The organism is Maritimibacter fusiformis, from assembly GCF_008086115.1.
In the GTDB taxonomy this organism is placed as follows: Bacteria; Pseudomonadota; Alphaproteobacteria; order Rhodobacterales; family Rhodobacteraceae; genus Muriiphilus; species Muriiphilus fusiformis.
The window spans coordinates 276,651-302,439 of sequence record NZ_VSIY01000009.1 but is presented as its reverse complement, the minus strand read 5'-3'; the positions used below and the strand labels follow the sequence as shown (position 1 = coordinate 302,439).

23 protein-coding genes and 3 pseudogenes are annotated in these 25,789 nt (G+C 63.8%); 19 read left to right on the top strand and 7 right to left on the bottom strand.

Annotation, left to right across the window (positions count from 1 at the left end; all coding sequences use genetic code 11):
• Both FVF75_RS17765 and FVF75_RS12045 read right to left on the bottom strand, forming a co-directional pair.
• A pseudogene (locus FVF75_RS17765) lies at positions 1-318 on the bottom strand (IS5 family transposase); the annotation flags it as partial.
• A gap of 74 nt (positions 319-392) precedes the next feature.
• Positions 393-989 (bottom strand): annotated as a pseudogene (locus FVF75_RS12045) (transposase); the annotation flags it as partial.
• A gap of 240 nt (positions 990-1,229) precedes the next feature.
• On the opposite strand from FVF75_RS12045, the gene FVF75_RS12040 reads away from it, so the two are divergent.
• The 4 genes from FVF75_RS12040 to FVF75_RS12025 are packed head-to-tail and all read left to right on the top strand — an operon-like array spanning position 1,230 to position 5,043.
• Positions 1,230-2,027, top strand: coding sequence for an ABC transporter ATP-binding protein (locus FVF75_RS12040; RefSeq protein ID WP_148378220.1), 798 nt, complete (start codon positions 1,230-1,232; stop codon positions 2,025-2,027).
• Positions 2,014-2,721, top strand: coding sequence for an ABC transporter ATP-binding protein (locus tag FVF75_RS12035; protein WP_148378219.1), 708 nt, complete (start codon positions 2,014-2,016; stop codon positions 2,719-2,721). Before FVF75_RS12040 ends, FVF75_RS12035 begins: the two co-directional genes overlap by 14 nt.
• Positions 2,722-2,755: 34 nt before the next feature.
• Positions 2,756-3,832 carry a branched-chain amino acid ABC transporter permease gene (locus FVF75_RS12030; protein ID WP_148378218.1) on the top strand — a complete coding sequence of 359 codons (1,077 nt, stop codon included), beginning with the start codon at positions 2,756-2,758 and terminating at the stop codon, positions 3,830-3,832.
• Positions 3,833-3,834: 2 nt separating this feature from the next.
• Positions 3,835-5,043, top strand: a complete 1,209-nt coding sequence (locus tag FVF75_RS12025) for a branched-chain amino acid ABC transporter permease (protein WP_148378217.1) — start codon at positions 3,835-3,837, stop codon at positions 5,041-5,043.
• Between the two features lie 99 nt (positions 5,044-5,142).
• Here FVF75_RS12025 and FVF75_RS12020 read toward each other — a convergent pair whose 3' ends face one another.
• From FVF75_RS12020 to FVF75_RS12010, 3 genes and pseudogenes are all read right to left on the bottom strand, one after another.
• Positions 5,143-6,447: an ABC transporter substrate-binding protein gene (locus tag FVF75_RS12020; RefSeq protein ID WP_246138076.1), complete on the bottom strand. Its 1,305-nt coding sequence runs from the start codon at positions 6,445-6,447 to the stop codon at positions 5,143-5,145.
• Positions 6,448-6,988: 541 nt separating this feature from the next.
• A pseudogene (locus tag FVF75_RS12015) lies at positions 6,989-7,207 on the bottom strand (transposase); the annotation flags it as partial.
• On the bottom strand, positions 7,204-7,482 hold the full coding sequence (locus FVF75_RS12010) for a transposase (protein ID WP_187393055.1): 279 nt from the start codon (positions 7,480-7,482) through the stop codon (positions 7,204-7,206). The pseudogene FVF75_RS12015 and the gene FVF75_RS12010, both read right to left, overlap by 4 nt.
• Positions 7,483-7,750: 268 nt before the next feature.
• Here FVF75_RS12010 and FVF75_RS17940 point away from each other — a divergent pair, with 268 nt between their 5' ends.
• The 11 genes from FVF75_RS17940 (at position 7,751) to FVF75_RS11960 (ending at position 18,258) form a co-directional block, all read left to right on the top strand.
• A complete protein-coding gene (locus FVF75_RS17940) occupies positions 7,751-8,131 on the top strand; it encodes an acyl-CoA thioester hydrolase/BAAT C-terminal domain-containing protein (protein ID WP_425463232.1) in 381 nt (126 codons plus the stop codon).
• Positions 8,132-8,310: 179 nt separating this feature from the next.
• On the top strand, positions 8,311-9,000 hold the full coding sequence (locus FVF75_RS12000; RefSeq protein WP_148378214.1) for an SDR family NAD(P)-dependent oxidoreductase: 690 nt from the start codon (positions 8,311-8,313) through the stop codon (positions 8,998-9,000).
• Between the two features lie 135 nt (positions 9,001-9,135).
• Positions 9,136-10,011, top strand: a complete 876-nt coding sequence (locus tag FVF75_RS11995; protein WP_148378237.1) for a lysophospholipid acyltransferase family protein — start codon at positions 9,136-9,138, stop codon at positions 10,009-10,011.
• Between the two features lie 287 nt (positions 10,012-10,298).
• Positions 10,299-11,360 carry a LacI family DNA-binding transcriptional regulator gene (locus FVF75_RS11990; RefSeq protein WP_148378213.1) on the top strand — a complete coding sequence of 354 codons (1,062 nt, stop codon included), beginning with the start codon at positions 10,299-10,301 and terminating at the stop codon, positions 11,358-11,360.
• A 32-nt stretch (positions 11,361-11,392) separates the two neighbouring features.
• On the top strand, positions 11,393-11,599 hold the full coding sequence (locus tag FVF75_RS17760; RefSeq protein ID WP_246138071.1) for a hypothetical protein: 207 nt from the start codon (positions 11,393-11,395) through the stop codon (positions 11,597-11,599).
• Between the two features lie 9 nt (positions 11,600-11,608).
• Positions 11,609-12,652, top strand: a complete 1,044-nt coding sequence (locus FVF75_RS11985; RefSeq protein ID WP_281289615.1) for an extracellular solute-binding protein — start codon at positions 11,609-11,611, stop codon at positions 12,650-12,652.
• Between the two features lie 63 nt (positions 12,653-12,715).
• Positions 12,716-13,786, top strand: coding sequence for a carbohydrate ABC transporter permease (locus FVF75_RS11980; protein ID WP_148378212.1), 1,071 nt, complete (start codon positions 12,716-12,718; stop codon positions 13,784-13,786).
• Positions 13,786-14,667, top strand: a complete 882-nt coding sequence (locus FVF75_RS11975; RefSeq protein ID WP_148378211.1) for a carbohydrate ABC transporter permease — start codon at positions 13,786-13,788, stop codon at positions 14,665-14,667. Before FVF75_RS11980 ends, FVF75_RS11975 begins: the two co-directional genes overlap by 1 nt.
• A gap of 10 nt (positions 14,668-14,677) precedes the next feature.
• The gene (locus tag FVF75_RS11970) at positions 14,678-15,673 is read left to right on the top strand and encodes a glycoside hydrolase family protein (protein ID WP_148378210.1); all 996 of its coding nucleotides are present in this window, start codon (positions 14,678-14,680) and stop codon (positions 15,671-15,673) included.
• A gap of 4 nt (positions 15,674-15,677) precedes the next feature.
• A complete protein-coding gene (locus FVF75_RS11965; protein WP_148378209.1) occupies positions 15,678-16,748 on the top strand; it encodes an ABC transporter ATP-binding protein in 1,071 nt (356 codons plus the stop codon).
• Between the two features lie 862 nt (positions 16,749-17,610).
• Entirely contained in the window at positions 17,611-18,258 is a 648-nt protein-coding gene (locus tag FVF75_RS11960; RefSeq protein WP_148378208.1) for a helix-turn-helix domain-containing protein, read from the top strand.
• Positions 18,259-18,339: 81 nt separating this feature from the next.
• Here the strand turns inward: FVF75_RS11960 and FVF75_RS11955 are convergent, their stop codons facing one another.
• On the bottom strand, positions 18,340-19,143 hold the full coding sequence (locus FVF75_RS11955) for an SDR family oxidoreductase (RefSeq protein ID WP_148378207.1): 804 nt from the start codon (positions 19,141-19,143) through the stop codon (positions 18,340-18,342).
• Between the two features lie 16 nt (positions 19,144-19,159).
• A complete protein-coding gene (locus tag FVF75_RS11950; RefSeq protein WP_148378206.1) occupies positions 19,160-20,554 on the bottom strand; it encodes a coniferyl aldehyde dehydrogenase in 1,395 nt (464 codons plus the stop codon).
• A 306-nt stretch (positions 20,555-20,860) separates the two neighbouring features.
• On the opposite strand from FVF75_RS11950, the gene ftsH reads away from it, so the two are divergent.
• The 4 genes from ftsH to FVF75_RS11930 all read left to right on the top strand — a co-directional run bounded on the left by ftsH (position 20,861) and on the right by FVF75_RS11930 (position 25,763).
• Positions 20,861-22,708: an ATP-dependent zinc metalloprotease FtsH gene (gene ftsH / locus FVF75_RS11945; RefSeq protein WP_148378205.1), complete on the top strand. Its 1,848-nt coding sequence runs from the start codon at positions 20,861-20,863 to the stop codon at positions 22,706-22,708.
• Entirely contained in the window at positions 22,701-23,633 is a 933-nt protein-coding gene (locus FVF75_RS11940) for a DnaJ C-terminal domain-containing protein (RefSeq protein WP_148378204.1), read from the top strand. The genes ftsH and FVF75_RS11940 overlap by 8 nt, the downstream gene beginning before the upstream one ends.
• Positions 23,633-23,968, top strand: a complete 336-nt coding sequence (locus FVF75_RS11935) for a chaperone modulator CbpM (protein ID WP_148378203.1) — start codon at positions 23,633-23,635, stop codon at positions 23,966-23,968. Before FVF75_RS11940 ends, FVF75_RS11935 begins: the two co-directional genes overlap by 1 nt.
• Positions 23,969-24,248: 280 nt before the next feature.
• Positions 24,249-25,763 (top strand): catalase, encoded by a 1,515-nt coding sequence (locus tag FVF75_RS11930; RefSeq protein ID WP_148378202.1) that lies wholly within the window; start codon positions 24,249-24,251, stop codon positions 25,761-25,763.
• Positions 25,764-25,789: the final 26 nt, after the last annotated feature.

Genomic DNA, 25,789 nt, shown 5'->3' with positions numbered 1-25,789 from the left:
CAACCGGCGGCGTGTTGGTGGGCGCGCACGATGGAACTGTCGATCAAGTGTAAGGAATGCGAGAATTTTCTCCGCCAAAGCCTCGAAAATGCGCAGCCAGACCCCGGCCTTCGCCCACCTGTTGTATCGGTTGTAGACGGTGGTTCCGGGACCTTAGCGTTGCGGCAGGTCGCGCCAGGGGGCGCCGGTTCGCAGAATATAGAAGATGCCCGAGATCACTCGCCGGTCATCCACACGCGCCACGCCGCGCGGCTTGTTGGGGAGAAGCGGCGCGATCACCGCCCACGCCATATCGCTCAGATCATGCCTGCCCGTCATGCTCACCTCCGGTTTCCAAAAAGTGAATCACGACAACGATCCAAAGGGAATTCCTTTTGTGGGTTCAAGACCTAGGGCCCGATGCCCAGACCGATGATCTCCCGGCGCCCTTCGGTGTTGGCAGCCACGGCGATTATCGCCGCGACCGGCACGATAAGGCCGCCCTGACGCACCTTCAGGGAGGTGGCGTCGACCCGGACATAGGGCCATTCCCCCGTCAGCGGCCGGTTCAGGAACTCGCCTAGCCGCTCGTCGATGTCCTTGCACAGTTTCGAGACGGTGCTCTTCGAGATGCCTCTCAGCCCTATCGCCTGCACCAACTCGTCCACCCGCCGGGTCGAGACGCCGCCGATCCACGCTTCCTGGATCACTGCGACCAGCGCCTGCTCCGAGGTTTTGCGCGCCTCGAGAAAGCCCGGGAAGTACCTGTCCTGCCGCAGCTTCGGCACCCGCAGGTTAAGCGCGCCCAGACGGGTATCGAGGACGCGATCCCGATACCCGTTGCGCCAGGTCGTGCGCTCGCCGCGGCGCTCGTGCCGGCCGGCGCCGATCAGGCCGTCGACATCGGCCTCCATGATCAGCTGAAGGACGGCCTCGGCAATGCTTCGAAGCAGATCGCCCTGATCATGCTTTGCCAGAAGCTCGGGCGGGTCCATGTTGGTCTTGGTCATCGGGGTCTCTGTGTGGTCTGTGGTTGAAGTCGCCAAACTCCGCCTCGACCATACACCTCGATGGCCACCCGGGATTACACCGAACGTGTCGGTGAAATTACACCACGCTCGCGGACGCTACCAAAAGTCTCGCGTGGCGCATGCGCACGGGGCGGCTTCGACAATGAATGTCGGGTCTCCTTGATTTAATAAGCGCCTGTAGTATGCCTTTAGAGGAGGAACACCAGCCGGAGGCATCGCATGTCCGAAACAAACGGGGCAAGGCCGCCAGTTCTCGAGGTGCGCGATCTGGTCAAGGATTTTGACGGTCTGCGGGCGATCGATGGGTGTTCGCTCAGTGTTCAGGAAGGCACGATCACCGGGCTGATTGGTCCGAACGGCGCCGGCAAGACTACTCTGTTCAACCTGATCACCGGCTATTTCAAACCCGACTCGGGGCGCGTCTTTACCAATGGCGAAGACATCACGAGCCTGCCGCCCCATGCAGTCTTCCATCGCGGGATCTGCCGCACGTTCCAGATACCCCGCGAACACGGCACCATGACCGTGCTTGAAAACCTGATGCTCGTCGCGCCGAACCAGAAGGGCGAGCATTTCTGGAACTGCTGGCTGCGCCCCAATGCGGTGCGTGCGCAGGAGCGCGAAATCCGCGATCAGGCAATGGAGGTGCTCGAGTTCGTCAATCTGACTCACCTCGCGACGGAATATGCCGGCCGCCTGTCCGGTGGCCAGAAGAAGCTTCTGGAACTCGCGCGCACGATGATGGCCCGGCCGCGTCTCGTGCTGCTCGATGAACCGGCCGCCGGCGTGAACAAGACATTGATGAACAAGCTGGCCGAAAACATCGAGTTTCTGCGCCGCGAACGCGGCGTCACCTTCCTGTTGATCGAACATGACATGGAACTGGTGATGGAACTGTGCGACCCGGTGATCGTGATGAGCGAGGGCCGCCGGCTGATGGAAGGCCGCCCCGAAGAGGTGCGCAACGATCCGACGGTTCTTGAGGCGTATCTGGGGGGACAATATGGCGCTGCTTGAAGTCCGCAACGTCACCGCCGGTTATGGTGACACCGAAATCCTGCGTGACGTGTCCTTGGAGGTCGGCGAGGGCGAGATGGTGACGATCATCGGCCCCAACGGTGCCGGCAAGTCGACGGTGATGAAGACGGTCTTCGGCCTTTTGCATCCCCGCGAGGGATCGGTGCATTTCGAGGGCGAGGACATTTCGCGCCTGCAACCCTACCAGATCGTCGAGCGCGGCATGTGTTACGTGCCGCAGGTCGCAAACATCTTCACCGATCTGACGGTTTCGGAAAACCTGGAAATGGGGGCGTTTCTGGCGAAACGGTCCGAGATAGAGGCTCGCAAGGAGGCGATCTACGCTTATTTCCCGAGGCTCAAGGAGCGGCGCAATCAACGCGCCGGCAAGATGTCGGGAGGTGAGCGTCAGATGGTTGCGATGGGTAGCGCCCTGATGCTCAACCCCAAGCTCGTGCTGATGGACGAACCCTCGGCCGGCCTGTCGCCCAAGATGGTCGGTGTGATCTTCGAGCAGATCGCCAAGATCAACAAGGCCGGCCCCGCGATCCTGATCGTCGAGCAAAACGCGCAACTGTCGCTTCGGATGTCGGATCGCGGCTATGTTCTGGCCAGCGGCCGGAACCGCTTTGAGGGCACCGGCGAGGGGCTCTTGAACGACCCCGAGGTCGGACGGCTGTATCTGGGAGGCTGAGGTATGAGACGCGCCATCGGACAGGAGACCCATCATGAGCATTCATGACGCCACCGGCGACGCCGATGCCCCGCGCCACGCCGATGACCGCACCACGGGGGAACGCATCCTCGCGGGCCTGCGCAGTCGCACCGCGCTCGCCGTCGCCCTGGCCGTTACACTGGTCGTCTTCTGGGGACTCGGTTACCGTCAGGGAGCGTCCGGGTCGGACCTTCTGTCGCTGACGATCTGGGGGGTGATGCTGGGCGGCATCATCGCTCTCGGCGCGATCGGCCTCACCTTGGTCTACGGCGTGCTCAAATTTCCCAACTTCGCCCATGGTGAACTGGTGTCCTTCGGTGCCTATGGCACCTTCACCATCATGGCCCTCCTGCCCGCCAGCGCGGCGCTCAGGCCATTTTCCTTTGGCTGGGATCTGCTGGTCGGCATGGTGGTGACGATGCCGCTCGTGGCCTTGGTCGCGCTGGTGGTCGACCGGGTCCTGTTCCGCCCGCTCAGGGTGCGCGATGCCTCGCTGGTGCTGTTCGCCATGGCGTCCCTGGCGGCGTCATTCTTCCTGCGCAGCGTGATCTATCTGGTCTGGGGGTCCGACTTCCTGTTCTTCTATCCCGGCCGGTCCAATCCGGTGCTGTCGCTGCCTCTCGACATCCGCATCCAGGCTGATCAGCTTTTCGTCTTCGTGCTCGCCGCGATCCTCGTCGCGCTGACCTGGATCCTGCTGTCACGCACGCGCATGGGCAAGGCAATGCGGGCGACCGCCAACAACCCCGATCTGGCCCAGGTCCGCGGCATCAACACCGAACGCGTCATCGCCGCCACATGGGCGCTTGGCGCGAGCCTCGCCGTGGCAGGCGGCGTCATGTACGGACTGGCGTCGCAACTGCGCCCCGAGATGGGCTGGTTCCTGTTGCTGCCGATGTTCGCCGCCGTGATCATGGGCGGGATCGGCAGCCCCGCGGGGGCGATTGTCGGGGCCATCATCATCGGCATCGCGCAACAGGTTTCGTCGTCCTTCATCAACCCCGCTTATGGGCCGGGTGTTTCGTTCATCCTGATGGTCGTGGTGCTGGTGCTGCAACCGATGGGGTTGTTTGGGCAGAAGGACGATTGATGATGCAACAGATCGATCTTGCCCGCACCGCCCTTCTGTTTCTGCCCCTGTTCCTGCTGGGGCTGCTGGCTCTGCCCGGACGGGCAACCCGCCGCGCGATACTTGCATTGATTGCCGCCGCAGTTGCAGCCTTCGCCCTGCCTCTCATTCTGGATCGCGGCACACTGACCTATCTGGTCTCGTTTTCCACCATGGCGGGGATCTATGCGATCCTCGCACTCGGGTTGAACAGCCAGTGGGGGCTTGCCGGCCACGTCAATTTCGGAGTCGCGGGGTTCTTTTCGGTGGGTGCCTTCACCTCGGCGCTGTTCACCACCACCATGCCCGAAGGCGCGCTGGCGGCCTATTCACAACAGGCGTTCGGGCTGCAATGGCCGTTCCTGGCCGGCGTCGTGATGGCCGGCATCCTGGCCGCCATCGTCGGGTTCCTGATCAGCATCCCGGTCCTGCGCCTGCGCACCGATTTTCTGGCCATCGCCACGCTGGGCATTGCCGAGGTCATCCGTTTCATCTTCCAGAACGAGCGCTGGCTGGCCAATGGTCCGCAGCCGATGCGCGGCATCCCGCGCCCGCTTGACTGCCTGTTCAAGGATCCGGCCTGTTCGTGGCTACCAACCGGCGTTGCCGATTTCCTCGCTCCACTCAGTCCACGCGATTACGTGTTCTTCTACCTGATCGTGGTATCGCTGATCCTCGCGCTGGTGTTTATCGCGCTGGAGCGTATTTCACGCTCACCCTGGGGCCGAATGTTGCGCGCCATCCGGGACGAGGAAAACTCGGCCGCAATGAACGGCAAGAACGTGACCCGGCGGCGGATCGAGTCCTTCGTGGTCGGCAGCTTCATCATGGGGGTCGCCGGCGCGGTCTATGCCCACTATGTCGTCAGCATCGACTACAGCCACTTCAACCCGTTGTTCGCCACTTTCATCATCTGGGTCATGCTGATGCTGGGCGGTAGCGGCAACAACAAGGGCGCGATACTCGGGGCCTTCGCGGTCTGGGGGGTGTGGAGCGGGGCCGCCTTCATGATCGACAGCGCCAGCCCGGCGCTTCAGCTGATCTCCGACGACCTGCCGTCGCGCGGAGCCTATCTGCGCTGGATGCTGGTGGCGCTGCTACTGGGGCTGATCGTGCTCTATCGTCCGCAAGGTCTGATCAAGGAGCGCAAGCGGGTCTCGGATTTCATGCCGGACGACACCAACAAAGACTGAAGTTGGCCCTGCATCGGCCAAAGGATATCCGGCAGGGATGAACTTGCAAAAAAGCGGGCGCCCGATCGGGCGCCCGCCGTCGTTTGGTATGTTGGAAGCCTATTCCGACGCGATCTCGTCGGCCGGCACGATCTTGACGTTCTCGTCGCCGTCCTCGGTGTATTTCCAGATCGCCACCGGCGTCTTCACGTCGCCGTTTGCGTCGAAATCGACCGAACCGCCAGCACCGACATAGTTGATGTCGCCGCCGTCCTTGATCGCTTGCAGCGCCTTGGTGATTTCGGCCTGGCTGCCGCCGACGATGTTGTCGCCCGGCGGGTTGGCTATGAACCGCAACTGGTCGGCCAACGCTCGCCCGTTGATCGCAGTAGGATCGGTTGCACCATCCGCGATCACCTTGGCCAGGGCCAGCCCGATTACCATCGCCGCGTCATAGGTGGTTTCGGTAAACGGCGGGATACGGTCCTGACCGGTGGCATCGCGATAGCTCTTGGCGAACTCGATATAGCTGGGCGATTCCGGGTCGGCCGAGGGCACGGTGCCCAGCTTACCGGCCAGATCCTTGCCGCCGACCGCGTCGAGCACCTCGCTGGAGCGGTTCGCGTCGGTGAACTGCCAGCTCGTGTATTCGAAGATATCGCGGCACTCCTTGAGGATCTGCGCAGTATGCGCCGGATAGGTGGGCAGCATCAGCACGTCGGGATTGTCCTTCAGCGCCGCGGTGATCTGCGCGCGGTAGGTCGGCTGCACCTCTTCGGGGTGGGCCACCTGCGCCAGGATCTTGCCACCACGCTTCTCGAACGCCGCCGCATAGGCGTTGGACAGCCCCTGTCCGTAGGGATTGTTGATATAGATGGTCGACGCCGTCTTGAACTTGTAGTCGGGAAGGATGTTTCCCGCCGTCAGATCGGCCGCGACCACCCCCTGCAACGCGTCCGAGGGGCTGGTGCGATAGAGCAGATCGGCATCCGCATCCTCGGGCAGGACCGAGACCAGCGGCGACGTGGTGCCGTTGCCGACCTGAAGCACACCCGAGGGAATCGTGACCGAGGTTGCAATGGCAACGGTGACCCCGCTCGACCAGGCGGCAATGATCGCAGGCACGCCATCGGCCTCGACCAGCTTGCGGGCGGCCTCGATCGCAGGCGTCGGCAGCGTGTTGGAATCCTCCGCGATCAGCCGGGCCACGATGGGTCCGCCAAACACTTCTTCAGCGGCGGTGTTGATCTGATCAAACGCCAATTGAGCCGCGTCGCGGTAGAAAGTGCCGTATTCTGCGCCGGAACCTGTGAAGGCGACGACCTGTCCGATCGGAACCTGCGGTGGCGTACCTTGCGCCCAAAGGCGCGTCGGGAGCGTGGCGCTAAGGGTGAGAATGCCACCCGTCGCGCCCACTGTTTTCATGAAATTGCGCCGATCGGTGCTCTTGGGATCCGTGTCAGACATTTGCTCCTCCTACGTTTGCACAACGATGCAGTTTTCATGCCCCTTCAAGAGGGGCGGTTCACTCGTGCCTTGGCGGTGGACCGTGATCAGCCTATCATGTGCAATTAAAAAAGCTACACGGACGCCGCGAGGGTCGGCGCGCTAATCTGGTGGACGCCCTATCTGCCTGTATCCAATGTGCCAAACCGATTCGACGGCGCCCGGATTAGCGCGACACGAATCCGTGCACCTGATCGAAAGCCGAAAACTCCGACAACCGCTGAGGCCGCGTTGGGTCGCGCATCAGGAACCTCAAGCACCGACCGCGGGTCAGACAAGGCTCCGGCAGGTTGCCGACGGGGTCACAACCACGCATGCCGCAGGCGCACTCAGAAGAGAAGGGGCGACGCGGACAGACGATTTGATAACCCGCCAACTTCCCATCAAGCCTATTATTAACTTGGAGGTAATTCACGAGAGTACCACATGCTCCCGATCGTCTCCGCCTGCCTTCATCCGTCCAGGTACTCCCCTTCAGCTTGCGCGCCATCGCGACGGCGGCGACCTGATGGCCACGGCGCGCCCGGATGCGGATGAAGAAGGTGCGCAATGGTCCCGGCGCTTTCGCCGCGGCCCAGGCCGCTTCGACCAGCATCGCACGCGCATGGCTGCGCCCGGCCATGCTGATCCGGCCGTGATGGGTCGGCCCGAGACCGGATTGGCGCACCCGCGAGTCTAGGATGCGGACTCATAATGGCGCAACCAGAGTCTTGAACATGCGATGAGCACGGCGGCGAGATAGTTGCGTGCGGACTTTTCGTAACGGGTAACGATCATGCGGAAGTGTGTGAGCTCGTTGAAGAACCGCTCGACGAGGTTGCGCTGGCGAAAGATCGCTGGATCTACCGAGCGCTGCACCTTGCGGTCCCACTGCGTCGGGATATGGCCTCTGCCGCCATGCGCGGCGACCAGATCGAGGATGGCGCGCGTGTCGTAACCGCGATCGGCGACCACATCACCCGGCGCGGGATGAGCCGTCAGAGGGGAGCTTTCGCTTCTGCTGGGCGCGACCTTTGCGGAGAAGGTTTCGGCGGTAATTGCCTATGTCCCCAGCGCGTTTGACCATGGTGGACAGGCGGCCTGCGACCCCGAATTCGGCCGTGACGGGCCGGCGTGGCTGCTTGATGGCCGGCCGCTGGTCCATATCTGGGATGACAACAAATATGCCAGTTGGGCACCCTACGACGAAGGGGAGCCGCCGCGTCGCAACAGCCTGGCGATGATGACCGCGTTCGCCGACCCGCAAGCGCTCAAACGTGCAAGGATTCCGGTCGAACGCATCGCCGGGCCGGTGATGCTGATTTCCGGTGGCGATGATGGTGCGTGGCCGTCTGATCTCTATTCACTGATCGTCCAGAGCAGCTTGCACGCCGCGGGCCATCCTTATCCTGTGCAATGGGAAAACTATCCCAAGGGTGGCCATTCCATCCTGTTTCCCTACGTGCCAACGACGCTTATCGCTTATCCACACCCGGTGACTGGCGTGCTGACCACGATGGGGGGAGATGCCACCTCGAACGCCGAGGCTAACGAGCACTCCTGGTCAATGGTCCTCGACTGGCTGTCCAGTATGACACAATGTGATCGTGTTGACGGACGGTAGACGCGGGGGGCGTGCAGGGCACATGCCTGGAAGGCGCAGGATCACATGACCGGCCTTGGCGTGTGCCGAGAGCGCATCGGGTCGGGTGGGGGACGCTTCAGCAACGAATACGCTGCGATAGTTGAAAGTCGCCCGGAACTGCCTCGGTAACTGGCAGCATCGTCAACGGGAACTGACCCATGCGCGACCTTGCCGCTGACGGGATGTGTAGGGGGTTACGCGAAGACTCCGCTCGGCCCGCGCTACCGGCGGAGATTAAACCATTGTCGAGACACTGCTCGTTCCTCGAAACCGATGTCACCGACCCGGAAGCCTGTGTTGCCCTGGTCGACCGCGCCGTCGACACGTTCGGCGGTCTGGATATCGCGTTCAACAACGCCGGCATCACCGGATCATCCGCCAAGGTCGCGCAGTATCCGCACGATGTCTGGGCCAAGGTGCTGTCGGTCAACCTCACCGGCGTTTTCAACGCGATGCGCGCGGAACTGCCGGTCATGGAAGGGCAGGGCGGGGGCGTCGTCGTCAATACCGCATCGGTGATCGGGTTGCGCGGAACCGCCGGCGGGTCTGCCTATGCCGCCTCGAAACACGGCGTGATCGGTCTGACGCGGTCGGCCGCTCTGGAATACGGGGGCAAGGGAATTCGGATCAACGCGCTGTGCCCCGGCTATGTCGAAACCCGACTGGTCACGGGACCGACCGCCGGTATTCCGGCCCATGTGACCGAACGGAAGGTCCGGAGAACGGCCCTGAAACGCCTTGGAACGCCCGAGGAAATCGCCAGCTTCGTGGTCTGGATCGCCGACCCGCGCGCATCGTTTCTGACCGGCACCGAGATCACCGTGGACGGTGGGTTCCTGACATCTTAGGCGGCCGGCGTTAACCGGCATCGTCGGCGAACCACGGCTCAAAAACATCGCCCCGGCACCAGCGATTGCGCTCAGTGCTTGCGCGTGGCCCTGTCCGCCCTTGGAAACAGGGGTCGTTCCGTCCATATGAAAGAAATGTTCTCCCGTCCGGCCAAATCAGTTTGGCAGCACGTCCGGTACCTTCCGTTATGGTCCGTGCTGACGTTCTCCCGATGGCGCGCCTTCGATATGCAGTCGCGGGCGCTGGGCGGCGTTGTCGGCAGCGTGGTGCGATGGTTCGGCCCCGCCCGACGCCGGTTTGACCGCGAATTCAGGCGCGTGTTCCCCGACATGCCGCGCCGCGAGCGGATGGTCGTCGCGCGTGGGATGGGGCGCAACATGGGGCAGACCCTGTTCGAGATCTACCACAACGCCGAGTTTCAGACCCGGCTGGACAGGTTCACGGTGTCCGGCTCCGGGCTTGCGGCATTGGAGGACGCCCGCGCGGCGGGGAAAGGGGCCATCATCGTCTCGGGCCACTACGGCCAATGGGAGGCGGTGCGCGCCGTTCTGAAGGCGCGCGGAATGGAGACCGGGGCGGTTTACCGCCCGCAGACCAATCGGCACTACCAGCGCCGGCTGCTGGCGGGGATCGAGGCTGGCGGGCAGCCGATCCTTCCCACGGGGCACGCCGGCACCAAGGCACTGGTCCGCCATTTGCGTGCGGGCGGCTTCATCGCCATCCTGCTCGATGAGAAGTATCCAGAAGGCGAATTGCTGCCATTCCTGGGAATTCCGGCCCGGACCTCCCTGGCCGCGGCGCAGCTTGCCCTGAAATACGATCTGCCGATGGTCCCGGCCTACGGCATACGTGCCGGGGACGGGTGCCATTTCTCCGTTGAGTTCGAACCCGCGATTGCGCACACCGACAGTCTCACGATGACGCAGGCATTCAACGACAGCCTGTCGGCGCGCATCCTCGGCAGACCCGATCAATGGTATTGGATGTTGCGCCGCTGGAAGGGCTCCTAGCTGCCAATCCGAACGGCCACCGAATGGCCCTGGCCCCTGATTGAAAGCCCTTTTCCAATCGATTTGCGCAACCTTGCCGCGGCGCGTCGCGTGCGCGCGTGATCCCGCTATCGGGGTGCGCCGTTTCGGTGAGGGAAAGATCCAAGCCCAGGATCGAGCGGGCAATTGCGAGCGACGCGCTTGACAGGTTTTGGTGAGTCGGTTTATGACACCGATGTCATGACACCGATGTCATTTGTCGCATCTGCCAACAGGATGTCTGCGGCTGTCATGGCGGGGGAGGACGCATGTCGACGATCTACGATGTCGCCAAGGCTGCGCAGGTCTCGCCGAAAACGGTGAGCCGGGTGCTGAATGGCGATGCGCCGGTCGGCAAGAAAACCCGCGAAGCCGTCGAGAAGGCGATTGCCGAACTGGGCTATGTGCCCTCGTCGGCGGCCCGCACGATGCGCTCGCAACGATCCGGGCTGATCGGTCTGGTCACCGGCGCCATCAGCCTCAGCCCGCTGGACCCGGCGGCCTCGGGTCTGCCCGACATCTTCATCGTCAAGGGTGTGCAGGAAGGGCTCGAGAACTCGGGAAAGACGCTTCTCATCTCGGACACCGGCGGGCGCAGCGACCGGGTTCCCAGCCTGATGCGGACCTTCGTGGAGCACAGGGTCGAGGGTATCATCTACGTGGCGGACTACCATCGCCAGGTTTCTCTGCCGCGGTTGCCGGGACATCCGCCGATCGTTCTTGCCAATTGCTACGACGACGCCCATACGCCGGCCATCGTTCCCGACGACCGGTTCGGGCAATACCGGCTGGTGCAGGAGATCATCGCGCACGGGCACCGGCGGATCGCCTATCTCACCCTGTCCGACCAGCTTGATGCAACGCGATTGCGCACGGCGGGCTATCGCGCCGCGTTGCAGGACGCCGGGATCGACTACGATCCGGCCCTGGTTGTGGTGGCCGACACGCTGGGGGACGATACCGAGGCGCAGGCCGAGTGTCTGTGGGCGGCGCTCGACGCGGTGCTGGCGCTCGATGACCGCCCGACGGTGATCTGCTGTGGCAACGACCGCATGGCGATGCGGGCCTACGGAATGCTGCGCGCGCGCCAGATCGAGGTGCCCGCCGATATTGCCGTCGCGGGCTACGACGATTACCGCGCGATTTCCGATTCTCTTTTCCCGCGCCTCACCACTGTCGAGCTTCCATACGTGGAAATGGGCCGGCGGGCGGCCGAGCGGCTGCTCGCGGCGATGGCCGGGGCTGATACAGAAGACGCGGCGCCAGAGCTCATCCGGGGTGATGTCGTCTGGCGTGCGTCCGTCCCGGCCTTGGTCACCGGCCCATCCTGAATTCGAGTTCTCATCAAAAGGGAGGAACCAGAATGAGACATTTCACCAAGACAACCGCCGTTGCGAGCGTCTTCGCCCTGATGGCGGGTGGCGCGCTGGCGCAGACCGAACTGAGCCTTTGGTATCACGGCGCTGGCAACGAGGTCGAAAGCGCGATCATCAACCAGATCATCGACGACTTCAACGCAAGCCAGGACGAATGGACGGTGTCGCTCGAAAGCTTCCCGCAGGAAAGCTAAAACGACTCGATCGTTGCTGCCGCGCTGGCCGGGAACCTGCCGGACATTGTCGATGTCGACGGGCCGGTGATGCCGAACTGGGCCTGGTCGGGTTATCTGCAGCCGCTGCCGATCGACGAATCCGAGTTCGATGACTTCCTGCCCGGCACCAAGGGCTATTGGGACGGCAAGCTCTACTCGATCGGGTTGTGGGACGCCGCGGTGGCGCTTTATGCGCGCGAATCCACGCTCGACGATCTCGGGCTGCGCCGGCCGACGCTGGAAAAGCCCTGGACCGGCGAGGAGTTCATGGCCGCGCTCGATGCCGCGAAGGCAAGTGGCGATTATGAATATGCCTTCGATCCGGGCATGGCCTGGACCGGCGAGTGGTATCCTTATGCCTTTTCGCCGTTCCTCCAGAGTTTCGGCGGCGATATCGTCGATCGTTCGACCTACAAGACCGCCGAGGGCGCGCTGAACGGCGAGGCGGCGATGGAGTTCGGCGAATGGTGGCAGTCGCTGTTCCAGGACGGTTACGCGCCGGGCACCAGCCAGGACCCGGCCGACCGCGACAACGGCTTCATCGAGGGCAAGTATGCGTTCCAGTGGAACGGCAACTGGGCCGCGGTGGCGGCGCTTGAGGGCGTGGACGAAGTGGTGTTCCTGCCAGCGCCCGATTTCGGCAACGGCTCGAAAATCGGCGCAGCGAGCTGGCAGTTCGGCATCTCGGCCGCCTCCGAACACCCGGACGGCGCGGCCGAATTCATCGAGTTCGCCACGCAGGACAAGTATCTGGCGGCGTTCTCCGATGGCATCGGTCTGATCCCGGCAACGGCTTCGGCGGCGCAGATGACCGAGAACTACAAGGATGGCGGCCCGCTGGCCGTGTTCTACGATCTCTCGGAAGCGCAGGCGATGGTGCGCCCGGTGAGCCCGGGCTACGTGGTGGCGGCAAAGGTGTTCGAGAAGGCCCTGGCCGACATCGCCAACGGCGCCGACGTGGCCGACACGCTCGACGCGGCTGTCGACGAGATCGACGCCGATATCGAGAAGAACGGCGGCTACGGCCACTGAGTTCCTCCCCGGGGGTCCGCGCGCCGGCGCGGGCCTCCGCCTTCCCCACGCCGGAGAGCGCCGATGGCTTCGAAACTGACCCGATCGAACGGGGTGGGATGGGCCTTTGCCCTGCCGGGCTTCGTGCTGATCACGACCTTTATCATCCTGCCGTTCTTCTTCGCCTTCTGGTTCTCGCTTACCAACCAGCGGCTGATCTCGCCCAACCCGACCGAGTTCATCGGGCTTTCGAACTACGAACGGCTCCTCGGACTCGACGTGATCACGCTGGAGCCGGAACGCGACGATACGGGCAAGATCGTCCGCGACGAGGACGGCGAGATACAGTATCCGCGCGTGCGCACGATCACCCGCAACCCCGACTTCCCCGAATACAAGGGGATGCGCGAGTGGTTCCGCTGGCAATCGGGCGACAATGCCAAGGTGGTCATCGCCTCGGACGTCGTGTTCATGAAGGCGCTGGTCAACACGCTCACTTTCGTGGTCTTCATCGTGCCGCTTCAGGGCGGCGGCGCGCTTCTGCTGGCCTTGCTCATCAACCAGCGGCTGCGCGGCATCAACGGTTTCAGAACCATCTATTTCATGCCCGTGGTGATCTCCATCGTGGTGATATCGCTGCTCTGGCGGTTCATATACGACGGCAATGACGGGCTGCTGAACAACATCCTGGCCGCGCTCACCTTCGGGCTGTTCGAGCCGGTCGACTGGCTCGGCAACCCCGACACCGCGCTCGGCTCGATCATCGTGATGTCGGCCTGGCAGGGGGTCGGCCTCCACATGGTGATCTGGCTTTCGGGCCTGCAGACGATCAGCCCGACGCTCTACGAGGTCGCCGCGATCGAGGGCGCCTCGAAATGGCAGACCTTTCGCTACGTGACCTGGCCGGGCCTGCGCAACACCGCCATCCTGGTGCTGATCGTGATCACCATGCAGGCCTTCGCGCTGTTCGCCCAGATCGACGTGATGACCAACGGCGGCCCGCTCGACTCGACGCAGACGCTGGTCTTCCAGGCGGTCGAACGCGGCTACGGCAAGCAGGACATTTCCGGCGGCTCGGCAATCTCGGTGATCCTGTTCTTCATGGTGCTGGCGATCTCGCTCGTGCAGCGATACCTCACGCGGGAGCGGAGCTGATGGCCCAGGTTGCAGTCGATAACCGGGGGCTCCGGCTATTCACCCGCTATCTCGTGCTCTCGCTCGTGGCGCTCGTCTTCCTGTTTCCGCTGGTGTTCATGGTGGTGTCGTCGCTCAAGCCCGACAACCAGCTTCTGGCCGACACCGGCTCGCTGCGCGCCTTCATGCCGGTGGGCGACATCAGCCTCGACAACTACTTCGCCGCCTTCGACCGCGCCCCGATCGGGCGGTTCATGATGAACTCGGTTTTCGTGACAGTGGTGACGGTCGTGCTCTCGATCGCGATCTGCTCGGTCGCCGCCTTTTCCTTCGTGTTCATCGACTGGAACGGGCGCGGCACGCTGCTGTCGATCATTCTTGCCACCCTGATCATCCCGTTCGAGACCATCGCGGTGCCGTTGCTGCTGGTGGTCTCGCGAATGCCGTGGCTTGGCTTCGAGGGGATCGATTGGGGCTGGCTCAACACCTACCGGGTGCAGATCGTCCCGTGGATCGTCGACGCGCTTACCATCTTCCTGTTCGTGCAGTATTTCAAGGACTTGCCCCGCGAACTGATCGAGGCGGCGCGGGTCGAGGGGGCAAGCTGGTTCCAGGTCTACCGCAGGGTTGTGATGCCGCTCTCGGGCCCGGTTCTGGCCACCGCGGCGATCCTGAAATCGCTCAAGATGTATAACGAGCAATACCTGTGGCCACTGATCGTGGTGCAGGACGAGGCGCACCGGCCGATTATGGTGGGGCTTGGCTATTTCTTCCAGCTCGACGTGGCCTGGGGCGAACTCATGGCCTACCTCACGCTGATCTCGGTGCCCGTGCTCGCTTTCTACCTGTTCATGCAACGCGCATTCATCGCTTCGATCGCCTCGACGGGCGTGAAGGGCTGAGGGAGTAGACATGGTCATCGCGCTCGACAAACAATGGATCTGGGACAGCTGGTATGCCCATGACGGCAACCGCTGGCACGGCTTTTTCCTCAAGGCCGACAAGTCGCTGATCAATCCCGATCTGCGTCATTTCAACGTGAGCCAGGGCCACGCGGTCTCGGACGACCTCGTGACCTGGGAACATCTGGGCACCTGTTTCGCACCGTCCGAAACCGAGGCCTGGGACGATTTCACCACCTGGACAGGTTCGGTCGTGCAGGATGACGCCGGGTTGTGGCATCTGTTCTACACCGGCACCTGCAAGCAAGAGGAAGGGCTCTACCAGCGTATCGGGCACGCCACCTCGACCGATCTGCACAACTGGGAAAGGGTGGGCGACGGGCTCTGCCTCGACCTCACCGGGCCGAACGCGCGGCATTATGAAACCGACCATATGCGCGGTTTCTGGCACGACCGCGCGATGCGCGACCCCTGGGTGATGCGCGACCCCGAGGGCCCCGGCTGGCTGATGTTCTTCACCGCCCGGGCGTCGGGGATCGCCGAGCCGAATGCCGGCGGTGCGATCGGTTTCGCCACGTCGTCCGACCTGATGACATGGGAATTGCAACCGCCGGTGTTTGCCGGTGGCTACGGCCAGCTCGAGGTGCCGCAGGTGTTCGCGGCCGAGGGGCGCTGGTATTGCCTGTTCTGCACCGCAGCCGAGCATTTCTCGAAGGACGCGGCGGAGCGGATTGCGGGCGGGCCGGTGACCGGCACCCATTACCTGATCGGCGACGGCCCGCGCGGGCCGTGGCGGATCGCGCCGGGGCCGTTCCTCGACGGCGACCTGCCGTGCCGGCGCTATGCCGCGCGGATTCTCGAAACCCCGGACGGTTTGGTGATCATGGGCTTTGCCGACCATGCCGAGGGCGGGCATTTCGGCGGCTACGTGATGGACCCGGAGCCGGTGATCGTGGACGAAAACGGCCTCCTGCGCGTGCTGCGGGAAGCGCAGGCAGCGGAGTGATGCCATGGCGACCGTGAAGCTGAAGAACGTGACCAAGAGCTTCGGGACCACCGAGGTGATCAAGGGGGTCGATATCGACATCGAAGACGGCGAGTTCGTCGTCTTCGTCGGGCCTTCGGGCTGCGGCAAGTCCACCCTGCTGCGGATGATCTCGGGGCTGGAAGACATCACCTCCGGCACCATCGAGATCGGCGGCGTGGTGGTGAACGACCTGCCGCCGAAGGAACGCGGCATCGCGATGGTGTTCCAGACCTACGGGATCTTCCCGCACATGACGGTGCGCGAGAACGTGGCCTTCGGCCTGACGATCAACAAGGCCGACAAGCAAACCAAGGAAGCCAAGGTTCAGGAAGCCGCGCGTATCCTGCAGATGGAGCACCTGCTCGACCGTCGCCCGTCGCAGCTCTCCGGCGGGCAGCGCCAGCGCGTCGCCATCGGCCGGGCGATCGTGCGCGACCCGAAGGTGTTCCTGTTCGACGAGCCGCTGTCGAACCTCGATGCGGCGCTGCGGATGGATATGCGGCTCGAGATCGGCAAGCTGCACCAGAAGCTCGCGGCGACGATGATCTACGTCACCCACGACCAGGTCGAGGCGATGACGCTGGCCGACAAGATCGTGGTGCTGAAGGATGGCAAGGTGATGCAGGTCGGCGCGCCGATGGAACTTTACCACGAACCCGCCAACCTGTTCGTCGCGGGCTTTCTCGGCGCACCTTCGATGAACTTCATCCGGGTGACGGTGGAGGCGCTCGACGGCGGCGAGGCCCGGGTGACGAACAAGGCGCTCGATCCGATCGTGGTGGACACGCGGGGGCGGCCGTTCGCGGTGGGGCAAGAGGCAATTCTCGGCGTGCGGCCGCAGTATCTTCACCCGGTGCCCGATGCCGAGGGCAAGCTGCATGGCAAGATCACCGTCACCGAACGGCTCGGCGCCGAGACGGTGGTGGAGGTCACCCTCGAAGACGGTGAACCCCTGATCGCGGCGTTGTCGGAAGACCGGATCTACCAGTCGGGTGAAAAGATCGGTTTCGATTTCGACACCGGGCACGCGCAGCTCTTCCCGCCGGAGGACTGACGGCGCGCACCGGCCTCCCTCGTGATTGCATCTGGTCTGCCGCGCTGCGCATGGCGGTTGGGTTTGGCGGGTGGGACGTTCCCGATGGGTGCACTTCGACGCCGGATATCGAACCAGGCGGCTGGCCCGGGGGCCACCTGTTCGACGGTCTCCAGGCTACGCCTGGGCCACGGCTGCGGATGACTTCGATTTGGCTGAAGCCGTCGATGGTCGCGACCCGAACAAACTGTGGCGACGTTTCAGGTGCCGGTGCCAAGTATCTCGCTGCGCTGCGAGCCAATGCCGATCGGCGCCAAGGGCAGGCGGGTTCTTGGTTTGGTGCCGTTGCCAGGTGCGAAGGCGCTACAGGAATTTCGAATAGTGTTTCCTCTCCTCGTGCGGGGGAAGACCAACGTCGCCACGCAGGTGATCGGGGACTTCGGGCCGAGAGGCCCCCGAGAGACACGCGCCAGCGAAGGTGGCGATCCCGCGAAACAGCGCCAGCGCCGGTCGGCGGACCCGGCCTCCGAAGGCGCGGGCAGGGCGCCCCTTTGGCCGTCCCTCGGGCTGATCGGTTGCGGGCGGCGCAGGAACGGCCACGGGCGCGGTCTGCCGACGGCGCCCGCGCACCGCATTGGCGGAACGCTTGCCCCGCGGCGCTGCGGGTCGTTCGAAACGGCCCCGAACCCGGTGATCGCGGGTGGGGGGCTTTTGGTCACATCTGGCTGTCATCCATGTCGCCTTTCCGGGCCCACTGTGTCCTGTCGCGGTCGAATGTCGGTTTCGTCGGGTCCGACTCGATCCGTGCAGCAGATATAAACCACAAACAAATCTTTGCAAAGATATGTTTGTAATCTTCCTGAAACCCCGCTAGTCTTGCCGCATGACAGACGACAAAGCCCACTCACAGAAAACCGCGAGCCCAGAGCGTGACATCAGAACGGCAGTGCCCGGCGCGACGGCGCTCAAGGCGCTGACCCACCCGGACAGGGCCAGGATGCTGGGAATCCTGCGGCTGGAAGGGCCGCAGACCGCGACGGCGCTTGCCAAGCGCCTCGGGCTGAATTCCGGCGCGACGAGCTATCATCTGCGGCAACTCGCCAAATACGGTTTCATCGAGCCGGCCGATGACGTTGGCAACAAGCGAGAGCGGTGGTGGAGACCACGTCATGAAACGACGCGCTTCAACCCGGCCGAGTTCAGCAGCGAAGAGATCGAAGATGGGTTGGCGGTCATGCAGGCCGTGCTGTCGCAGCACGCCGAGCTGATGCAGCGCGCCTTGGAGCAGTTCCCGCAACAACCTCGGGAATGGCAAAAGGCCTGGGACGCAAGCGACTTCACATTCACGATGTCCGCCGAACAGGCGCTGGCGCTCAAGGAAAAGCTCGCGACCGTGCTCTGGGACGAGATGCGCCGCGCGCCACCGCCGACCGCCCCGCATGCGCCGGGGACGAAACCCTACACGGTGCTGGTGCACTGCTTCCCGTTTCCGGGTGTCGGTGGGCGCGGTGATGCCGATCGCGGGGCGTGAACGGGCACCGGGTGCACCAGGGTGGTCGACGATACCGTGCGTTTTTCGAAGGCGGCGTCAGACTGGTATCGTTCGAGAGGCCTAGGTCTGGCGACCGGTGAAATCCGTCATGCTTTCATAAATCCCGAAGATGCGACCGACGACGATGTCAAAGACACGCGCCGGGAGGATTCCGCGCACCAACGGCAGAAGGTTGACGATCGCGGGCATACGCAGAAAAATCCGGTCGCGTTCGATGGCACGCACGATGCGGTTGGCCGTCGGTTTGGGTTTCAGAATCGGGATCACGGGCGATTTCACCCCGTCGAACATGCCGGTGTCGATATAGTAAGGCAGGACGGTCGTGACCCGCACGCCTGTTTTGGCCGCCTCCATTTCCAGCCGCAGCGAGTCCGACCACCCGACCACCGCCCACTTGCTGGCGCAATAGACCGACATGCCGGGATTGGACAGCAAGGCGGCGGCCGAGGCGATGTTGACGACATGGCCCTGACCACGCGTCATCATGCCGGGCAACAGCGCGCGCGTCAGGTGCATCAGCGCCGTGGCGTTGACCTGCATCGTGCGGTCGATGTCCTCGTGGTTGTGGGTGGCAAAGGGCCGGCCCACGACGATGCCCGCGTTGTTGATGAGGATATCGACAGGCGGGCCGGCCTCACCGATCTGACCGGCAACGTCCAGCATGGCGGCGGTGTCGGTCACGTCGATGCGGTGGAACTCGGCCCCGGGGCTCAGCCGTTCGGCGGCCACGGCGATGTTTTGATCGCTCACATCCCAGACGATCAGGCGTTCCAGCCCTTTTTGCAGCAGTATTTCGCCCATCAGCAGGCCGATGCCGGAGGCACCGCCGGTGATCAGGGCCGTGCGGCCGGATATGTCGGTCATGGGGGTGCCTCCTTGCTCAGCGGCCCAAGGTGCGGATGATGATGTCGGCCAGCTTGCCAAATGGCGGGCCAACGTGTTCGAAGGCGTTGACGAAGCCGGGCTTGTAGACCGCGCGGGCATGGCTCATCCGGCGAAACCCGTCGCGTCCGTGATAAGCGCCGATGCCACTGTCACCGACGCCGCCGAAAGGCAGATCGTCCTGCGCGATATGCAGCAGCGTGCCATTCAGCGTCACGCCGCCCGAAATGGCTCCGTCGAGGATCGACTTGCGCGCATCCCGGTCGTCGGTGAAGGCATAGAGCGCAAGGGGGCGTGCGCGGCGATTGATGAAGGCAAGCGCATCGTCGAGCGATCCGTAGGCAACGATGGGCAGGATCGGGCCGAAGATCTCCTCGCGAAAAAGCAGGCAGTCCTCGGGTGCGCCGATGACCAGCGTCGGCGCAATCTTTTCGCCGTAATCCCCCGACGGCCGCAGGATGGTCGCGCCGCCGTCGCGGGCCTCGTCCACCGCCTCCGCCAGACGGGTCCGGTGCCGCGCGGTGATGATGTTGGCATATCCGTCCTTGGACCGCCCGGCGGGAAAGGCGGTCTCAACGCGTTTGATGATCTCACGCGCAAGCGCCTCGGCCTTACCCTCGGGCACCAGGACATAGTCTGGCGCGATGCAGGTCTGGCCGGCATTGGTGAACTTGCCCAGAACGATGGAGCGCGCGGCCTTGTCCAGTGGATAGTCCGGGGCCAGAACGGCCGGGGACTTTCCTCCCAACTCCAGCGTGACGGGGGTGAGATTGGCCGCTGCCCCCTGCATCACCTTGCGCCCCACGGCGGTCGAGCCGGTAAAGATCAGATGGTCGAACGGCAGGGCGGAGAAGGCCTGCGCCACCTCGACGCCGCCGGTCTCCACAGTGACGACATCCGCATCGAAATACTCCGACACGAGCCGCTTGAGCAGATCGGAAAAGCCGGGTGTCAATTCGGAGGGCTTGATCATGGCCCGGTTGCCCGCCGCCAGAACGTCGACCAGCGGGCCCAGCGCCAAGAGCAACGGATAATTCCAGGGCGAGATGATTCCGACCACGCCCAGCGGCTCATGGCGCACCCAGGCCGAGCCGGGTTGAAACGGCCAGGCGACATGGCGGCGCTCATCGCGCATCCAGCGCCTCAGGTGGCGGGAGGTGTTGCGAAGGGCGTTCAGCAGCGGCACGATTTCCAGCAACTCCGTCTCCTGCCGGGGACGACCGCCAAAGTCCGTGTTGATCGCGCGGCCGATCTCGCCGCGGCTCTCGACCACCATGCGCCGTAGCGAGGCAAGGCGGTCCCTGCGCATCGCAAGACCGGGCAGACGGTCACGGCGCGAGGCTTTTCGGATGATCGGGAAGGCCGGAAACTCGGGATGAGGTGTGACTGGCATGAACGGGCGTCCTCTTGCGAAAGATCGGCGGCGACCGGCATTCCTGACCTCTTGCAAGCACCAAGCAACCTGAACCGCAGCCGACGCACCGAAGATACCGAGTATCGAGGAAAACTTCAGGGCATATTTGAGGTATTTGTTTCCGTATCCCCCCGGTTCCGTCCAGCCCGCCAGGCGTGGCAGGGGTTTCATTTTGATTGCGGGCAACGAGAGACCGAGCACCCGTGTGCCGTATCGTCGCTGGCAAGGTGAGGACTGGCAGAGCAGCGCCTAAGATGCGAGGCTTGCAGAAACCGGAGAAATGCCATGAACCGCGGAATGAAGATCAACCTCTGGTATATCCTGATCGCCGTCATGGGCGTGGTCCTTCTGCGCGATATCTGGGTGCAGTCCCAGACCATCGAGACGATCCCCTACAGCCAGTTCGAGACCTATCTCGAAAACGGCGCGATCGCGGAGGTCGTCATCGGTAGCAGCACCATCAGCGGCACGTTCACGACGCCGCAGGAGGGCAAGACCGGCTTTCTGACAACGCCGGTCCCGCCGGACCTGGCCGAGCGGCTGAGCGAGACCGGCGTGACCTTCTCGGGCAAGGTCGAAAACACCTGGTTCACCACGCTTTTGTCATGGGTTCTTCCGGCGCTCCTGTTCGTGGGGATCTGGCTGTTCCTGATCCGCCGGATGGGCGGCGGGCAGAGCATGGGCGGCATGATGTCTATCGGCAAGAGCAAGGCCAAGGTCTATGTCGAAAGCGACACCAAGGTGACCTTTGCCGATGTCGCCGGGGTGGACGAAGCCAAGGCGGAATTGCAGGAGGTCATCGACTTTCTGCAAAACCCCAAGGAATACGGCAGCCTTGGCGCGCGGATGCCCAAGGGGATCTTGCTGGTTGGGCCGCCGGGCACCGGCAAGACGCTCTTGGCGCGCGCCGTGGCGGGCGAGGCGGGGGTGCCGTTCTATTCCATCTCGGGCTCCGAATTCGTCGAGATGTTCGTCGGCGTCGGGGCCGCGCGGGTGCGCGATCTGTTCGAACAGGCGCGCAAGGCGGCACCGGCCATCATCTTCATCGACGAGCTTGACGCGCTGGGCCGGGCGCGCGGCGCGGGCACGATCCAGGGCGGCAACGATGAGCGCGAGCAGACGCTGAACCAGCTTCTGTCCGAGCTTGACGGGTTCGACCCCAGCGAAGGCGTCGTGCTCCTGTCCGCAACCAACCGGCCCGAGATCCTCGATCCTGCGCTTTTACGCGCCGGGCGTTTCGACCGTCAGGTTCTGGTGGACCGCCCCGACCGCAAGGGCCGGGTGCAGATCCTCGAGGTGCACATCAGGAAGATCGTTCTGGAACCCGGTATCGAGCTGGACGAGATCGCCGCGCTGACCACCGGGTTTTCCGGCGCCGACCTGGCCAATCTGGTGAACGAGGCCGCTCTTCTTGCGACCCGCCGGCGTGGTGACGTCGTGACCATGGACGACTTTACTCACGCGATCGAGCGGATCGTCGCCGGCCTTGAAAAGCGCAACCGGCTGATCAACCCGCGCGAACGCAAGATCGTGGCCTATCACGAGATGGGTCATGCGCTGGTCTCGATGGCGCTGCCGGGGGCGGATACGGTGCACAAGGTTTCGATCATCCCGCGTGGCATCGGCGCGCTTGGCTATACCATCCAGCGCCCGACCGAGGACCGCTTCCTGATGACCGAGGACGAACTGCGCAACAAGATCGCGGTCCTGATGGGCGGGCGCGCGGCGGAAAAGCTGATCTTCGATCACCTCTCGACCGGCGCCGCCGACGATCTGGCGCGGGCGACGAATATCGCGCGATCGATGGTCGCGCGTTACGGCATGGATGCGCAGCTTGGAAGCGTCAGCTACGAGACCGAGCAAGGCAGTTTCCTGGGGGGCCGCACGCCCGGGTATTTCGAGCGCAGTTACAGCGAGGCGACGGCGGAAGCGATGGACGCCGCCGTGCGCGACGTGTTGCGCGAGGTGTCCGAGCAGGCGCTGGAAATCCTGTCGGAAAACCGCGATATTCTGGAGAAGGCCGCACGGCGCCTGCTTGAGGTCGAAACCCTGGACGAGGATGCCTTGCGCGACCTTGCCCGGGGTCTGCGCCGCGGCACGCCGGGCGAAACCGAGGTCGCAATGAATGAGTGATGATCCCTACAAGGTCCTTGGCGTGGCGCGCGACGCGTCACAGGCGGAGATCAAGAAGGCCTATCGCAAGCTGGTGAAGGAACTGCATCCCGATCTGCATCCGGGCGACAAGACCAAGGCGGACCGGTTTCAGGAGGTGTCCGCCGCCAACGACATCATCGGTGACGCGGAAACGCGCAAACGCTTCGACGCGGGCGAGATCGACGCAAGCGGGCAGGAACGGCCCGAGCGGCGGTATTACCGCGACTTTGCCGATGCCGATCCGCAGGGGCGCTACGATTCCGGTGCGGGTTATGGCGATTTCGAGGATCTGTCGGGGGTATTCTCCGACCTGTTCGGCGCGCGCGCGGGGGCCGGAACGGGCCGGGCGCAGGGTTTTTCCGCGCGTGGGGCCGATCTGCGCTATCACCTGGACGTGGACTTCATGGATGCCGTGCAGGGTGCCAAACGCGCCGTTCCCCTGCCGGACGGCAGCGCCATCGACCTGACCATTCCGGCCGGCGTGCGCGAGGGCCAGATCCTGCGACTGCGCGGCAAGGGGCAGCCGGGGCTGGGCGGCGGCCCGGCGGGTGACGCCTATGTCGAGATCGGCGTGCGCCCGCACCCGGTTTTCAAACGTGACGGAAACGACATCGAGGTCGAGGTGCCGATCTCATTCGACGAGGCCGTTCTGGGGGCCAAGGTCGAGGTTCCGACCCTGTCGGGCCGGGTGTCGATGGGCATTCCCAAGGGGGCGTCATCCGGCCAGCGCCTGCGACTGAAAGGCAAGGGGGTCCGGCCTGCGAAAGGGGCTGCGGGCGACCAGTATGTGCGCCTGAAGATCGTCACCCCTGCCAAAATCGACGCCGAGATGGAGGCGATTGCGCAGCGCTGGCGCGACCACGTGACCGAGGGCCCGCGCGCCGGGCTTTGGAGGGCTTTGTGATGCTGGATGAACACGATGTCGTGGCAACGGTTCGGCGCGTCGAGCTGCGCGAACTCAGGCTCTGGGTCCGGCAAGGCTGGATCAAGCCGGCGGTCAGCGAAAAGGGCCCGGTCTTCGACGATCTGGACGTGGCGCGTATCCGGCTGGTCTGCGACCTGCGCAAGGAAATGTCCCTGCCCACGGACGCGGTTCCGGTGGTCCTGTCGCTTGTCGACCAGATCCACAGCCTGCGCCGCGAACTGCGGGGCTTGACCGAGGTGATCGAGGCACAGCCCGATGAGACGCGGCAGGCGATCGTCGACGCCTATCGGACGCGCCGAAACGCGAACGGCTGACGGACGCGGAACTGTCGCGCCCCGGTCGCGGCGGAGACACCACCAGGGCGACGAGGGGCCGGGACCGTTCGGGTTTCGTGCTTCGGCGTGGAAACAGCGACGGTCCGCTGCGTCTTGACCGGCACGAAAGCGCGGGGGCGTCATTCCGCCCGCCCGGGGACTCAGTGATGATGCGCGGCACGATTAGGCGTTTATCGGCCGTGCACGTCAGGCGGCTTTATTAATCTCGGCGTCCGCCGTAAGCTGCCTGCCAGTGCGATCACTTTGAAAGGGGATTGGTATGACCGACGAAATCTTGAACAAGGGCAAGTGCCCGGTGTCATACCTGACAACCGCCTTCGGCGCCCCGGTCGTTGACAACCAGAACTCGATGACCGCCGGCAAGCGTGGGCCCGTGCTGGTTCAGGATGTCTGGCTGAACGAGAAACTGGCCAATTTCGTGCGCGAAGTCATCCCCGAGCGCCGCATGCACGCCAAGGGGTCCGGCGCGTTCGGCACCTTCACCGTGACCAATGACATCACCCGCTACACCCGCGCCCGGATATTCAGCGAGGTGGGCAAGAAGACCGAGATGTTCGCCCGCTTCAGCACCGTGGCCGGCGAGCGCGGCGCGGCGGATGCCGAGCGTGATATTCGGGGCTTTGCGCTCAAGTTCTACACCGAAGAGGGCAACTGGGACATGGTGGGCAACAACACGCCCGTGTTCTTCCTGCGCGATGCCAAGAAATTCCCCGACCTCAACAAGGCGGTGAAGCGCGATCCGCGCACCAACATGCGCTCGCCGACGAACAATTGGGACTTCTGGACGCTTCTGCCCGAAGCCCTGCACCAGGTCACCATCGTGATGTCGGATCGTGGCATCCCCAAAAGCTACCGGCACATGCACGGGTTCAGCAGCCATACCTACAGCTTCTGGAACGAGGACGGCGAGCGTTTCTGGGTGAAGCTCCACTTCAGGACGCAGCAGGGCATCGAGAACCTGACGGATGCCGAGGCTGCAGAACTTGTGGGCCACGACCGCGAGAGCCATCAGCGCGACCTTTTCGATGCGATTGAGCGTGGCGATTTCCCGCGCTGGAAGATGTATGTGCAGGTGATGCCCGAGGCCGAGGCCGAGAGCTATGGCGTTCATCCCTTCGACCTGACCAAGGTCTGGTACAAGGGAGACTACCCGCTCATCGAGGTTGGCGAGTTCGAATTGAACCGCAACCCGGAGAACTATCACATGGATGTCGAGCAGGCCGCCTTCTCGCCGGCCAACCTCGTGCCGGGCATCAGCGTTTCGCCCGACAAGATGCTGCAAACACGGCTCATCAACTATCCCGACTCGCAGCGCTATCGCCTCGGGGTGAATTATCATCAGGTTCCGGTGAATGCCGCGCGCTGTCCGGTCACCAGCAACCACCGCGATGGCCAGGGCCGGGTCGATGGCAACTTCGGCGGCTTGCCGCATTACCAGCCGAACAGCTTCGGCCAATGGGTCGACCAGCCCGAGTATGCGGAACCGCCGCTCAGGATCGACGGCGATGCGGCGATGTTCGATTTCCGCGAGGATGACGACGACTATTACAGCCAGCCGCGCAAGCTGTTCCAGTTGATGACACCGGCACAGCAGCAGGTTCTGTTTGAAAACACCGCACGAAACCTGGGGGATGCGCCGGATTTCATCAAGCAGCGCCACATCGACAACTGCACCCGGTGCGACCGTGCTTACGGTGAAGGAGTTGCCAAGGCCCTGGGAATGTCGGTCAAGTCACCTGACGAGTTGTCGCCCAAGCCCGAATTGGCAGAATGATACCCGCCGCGTGACGGGCCAAGGGG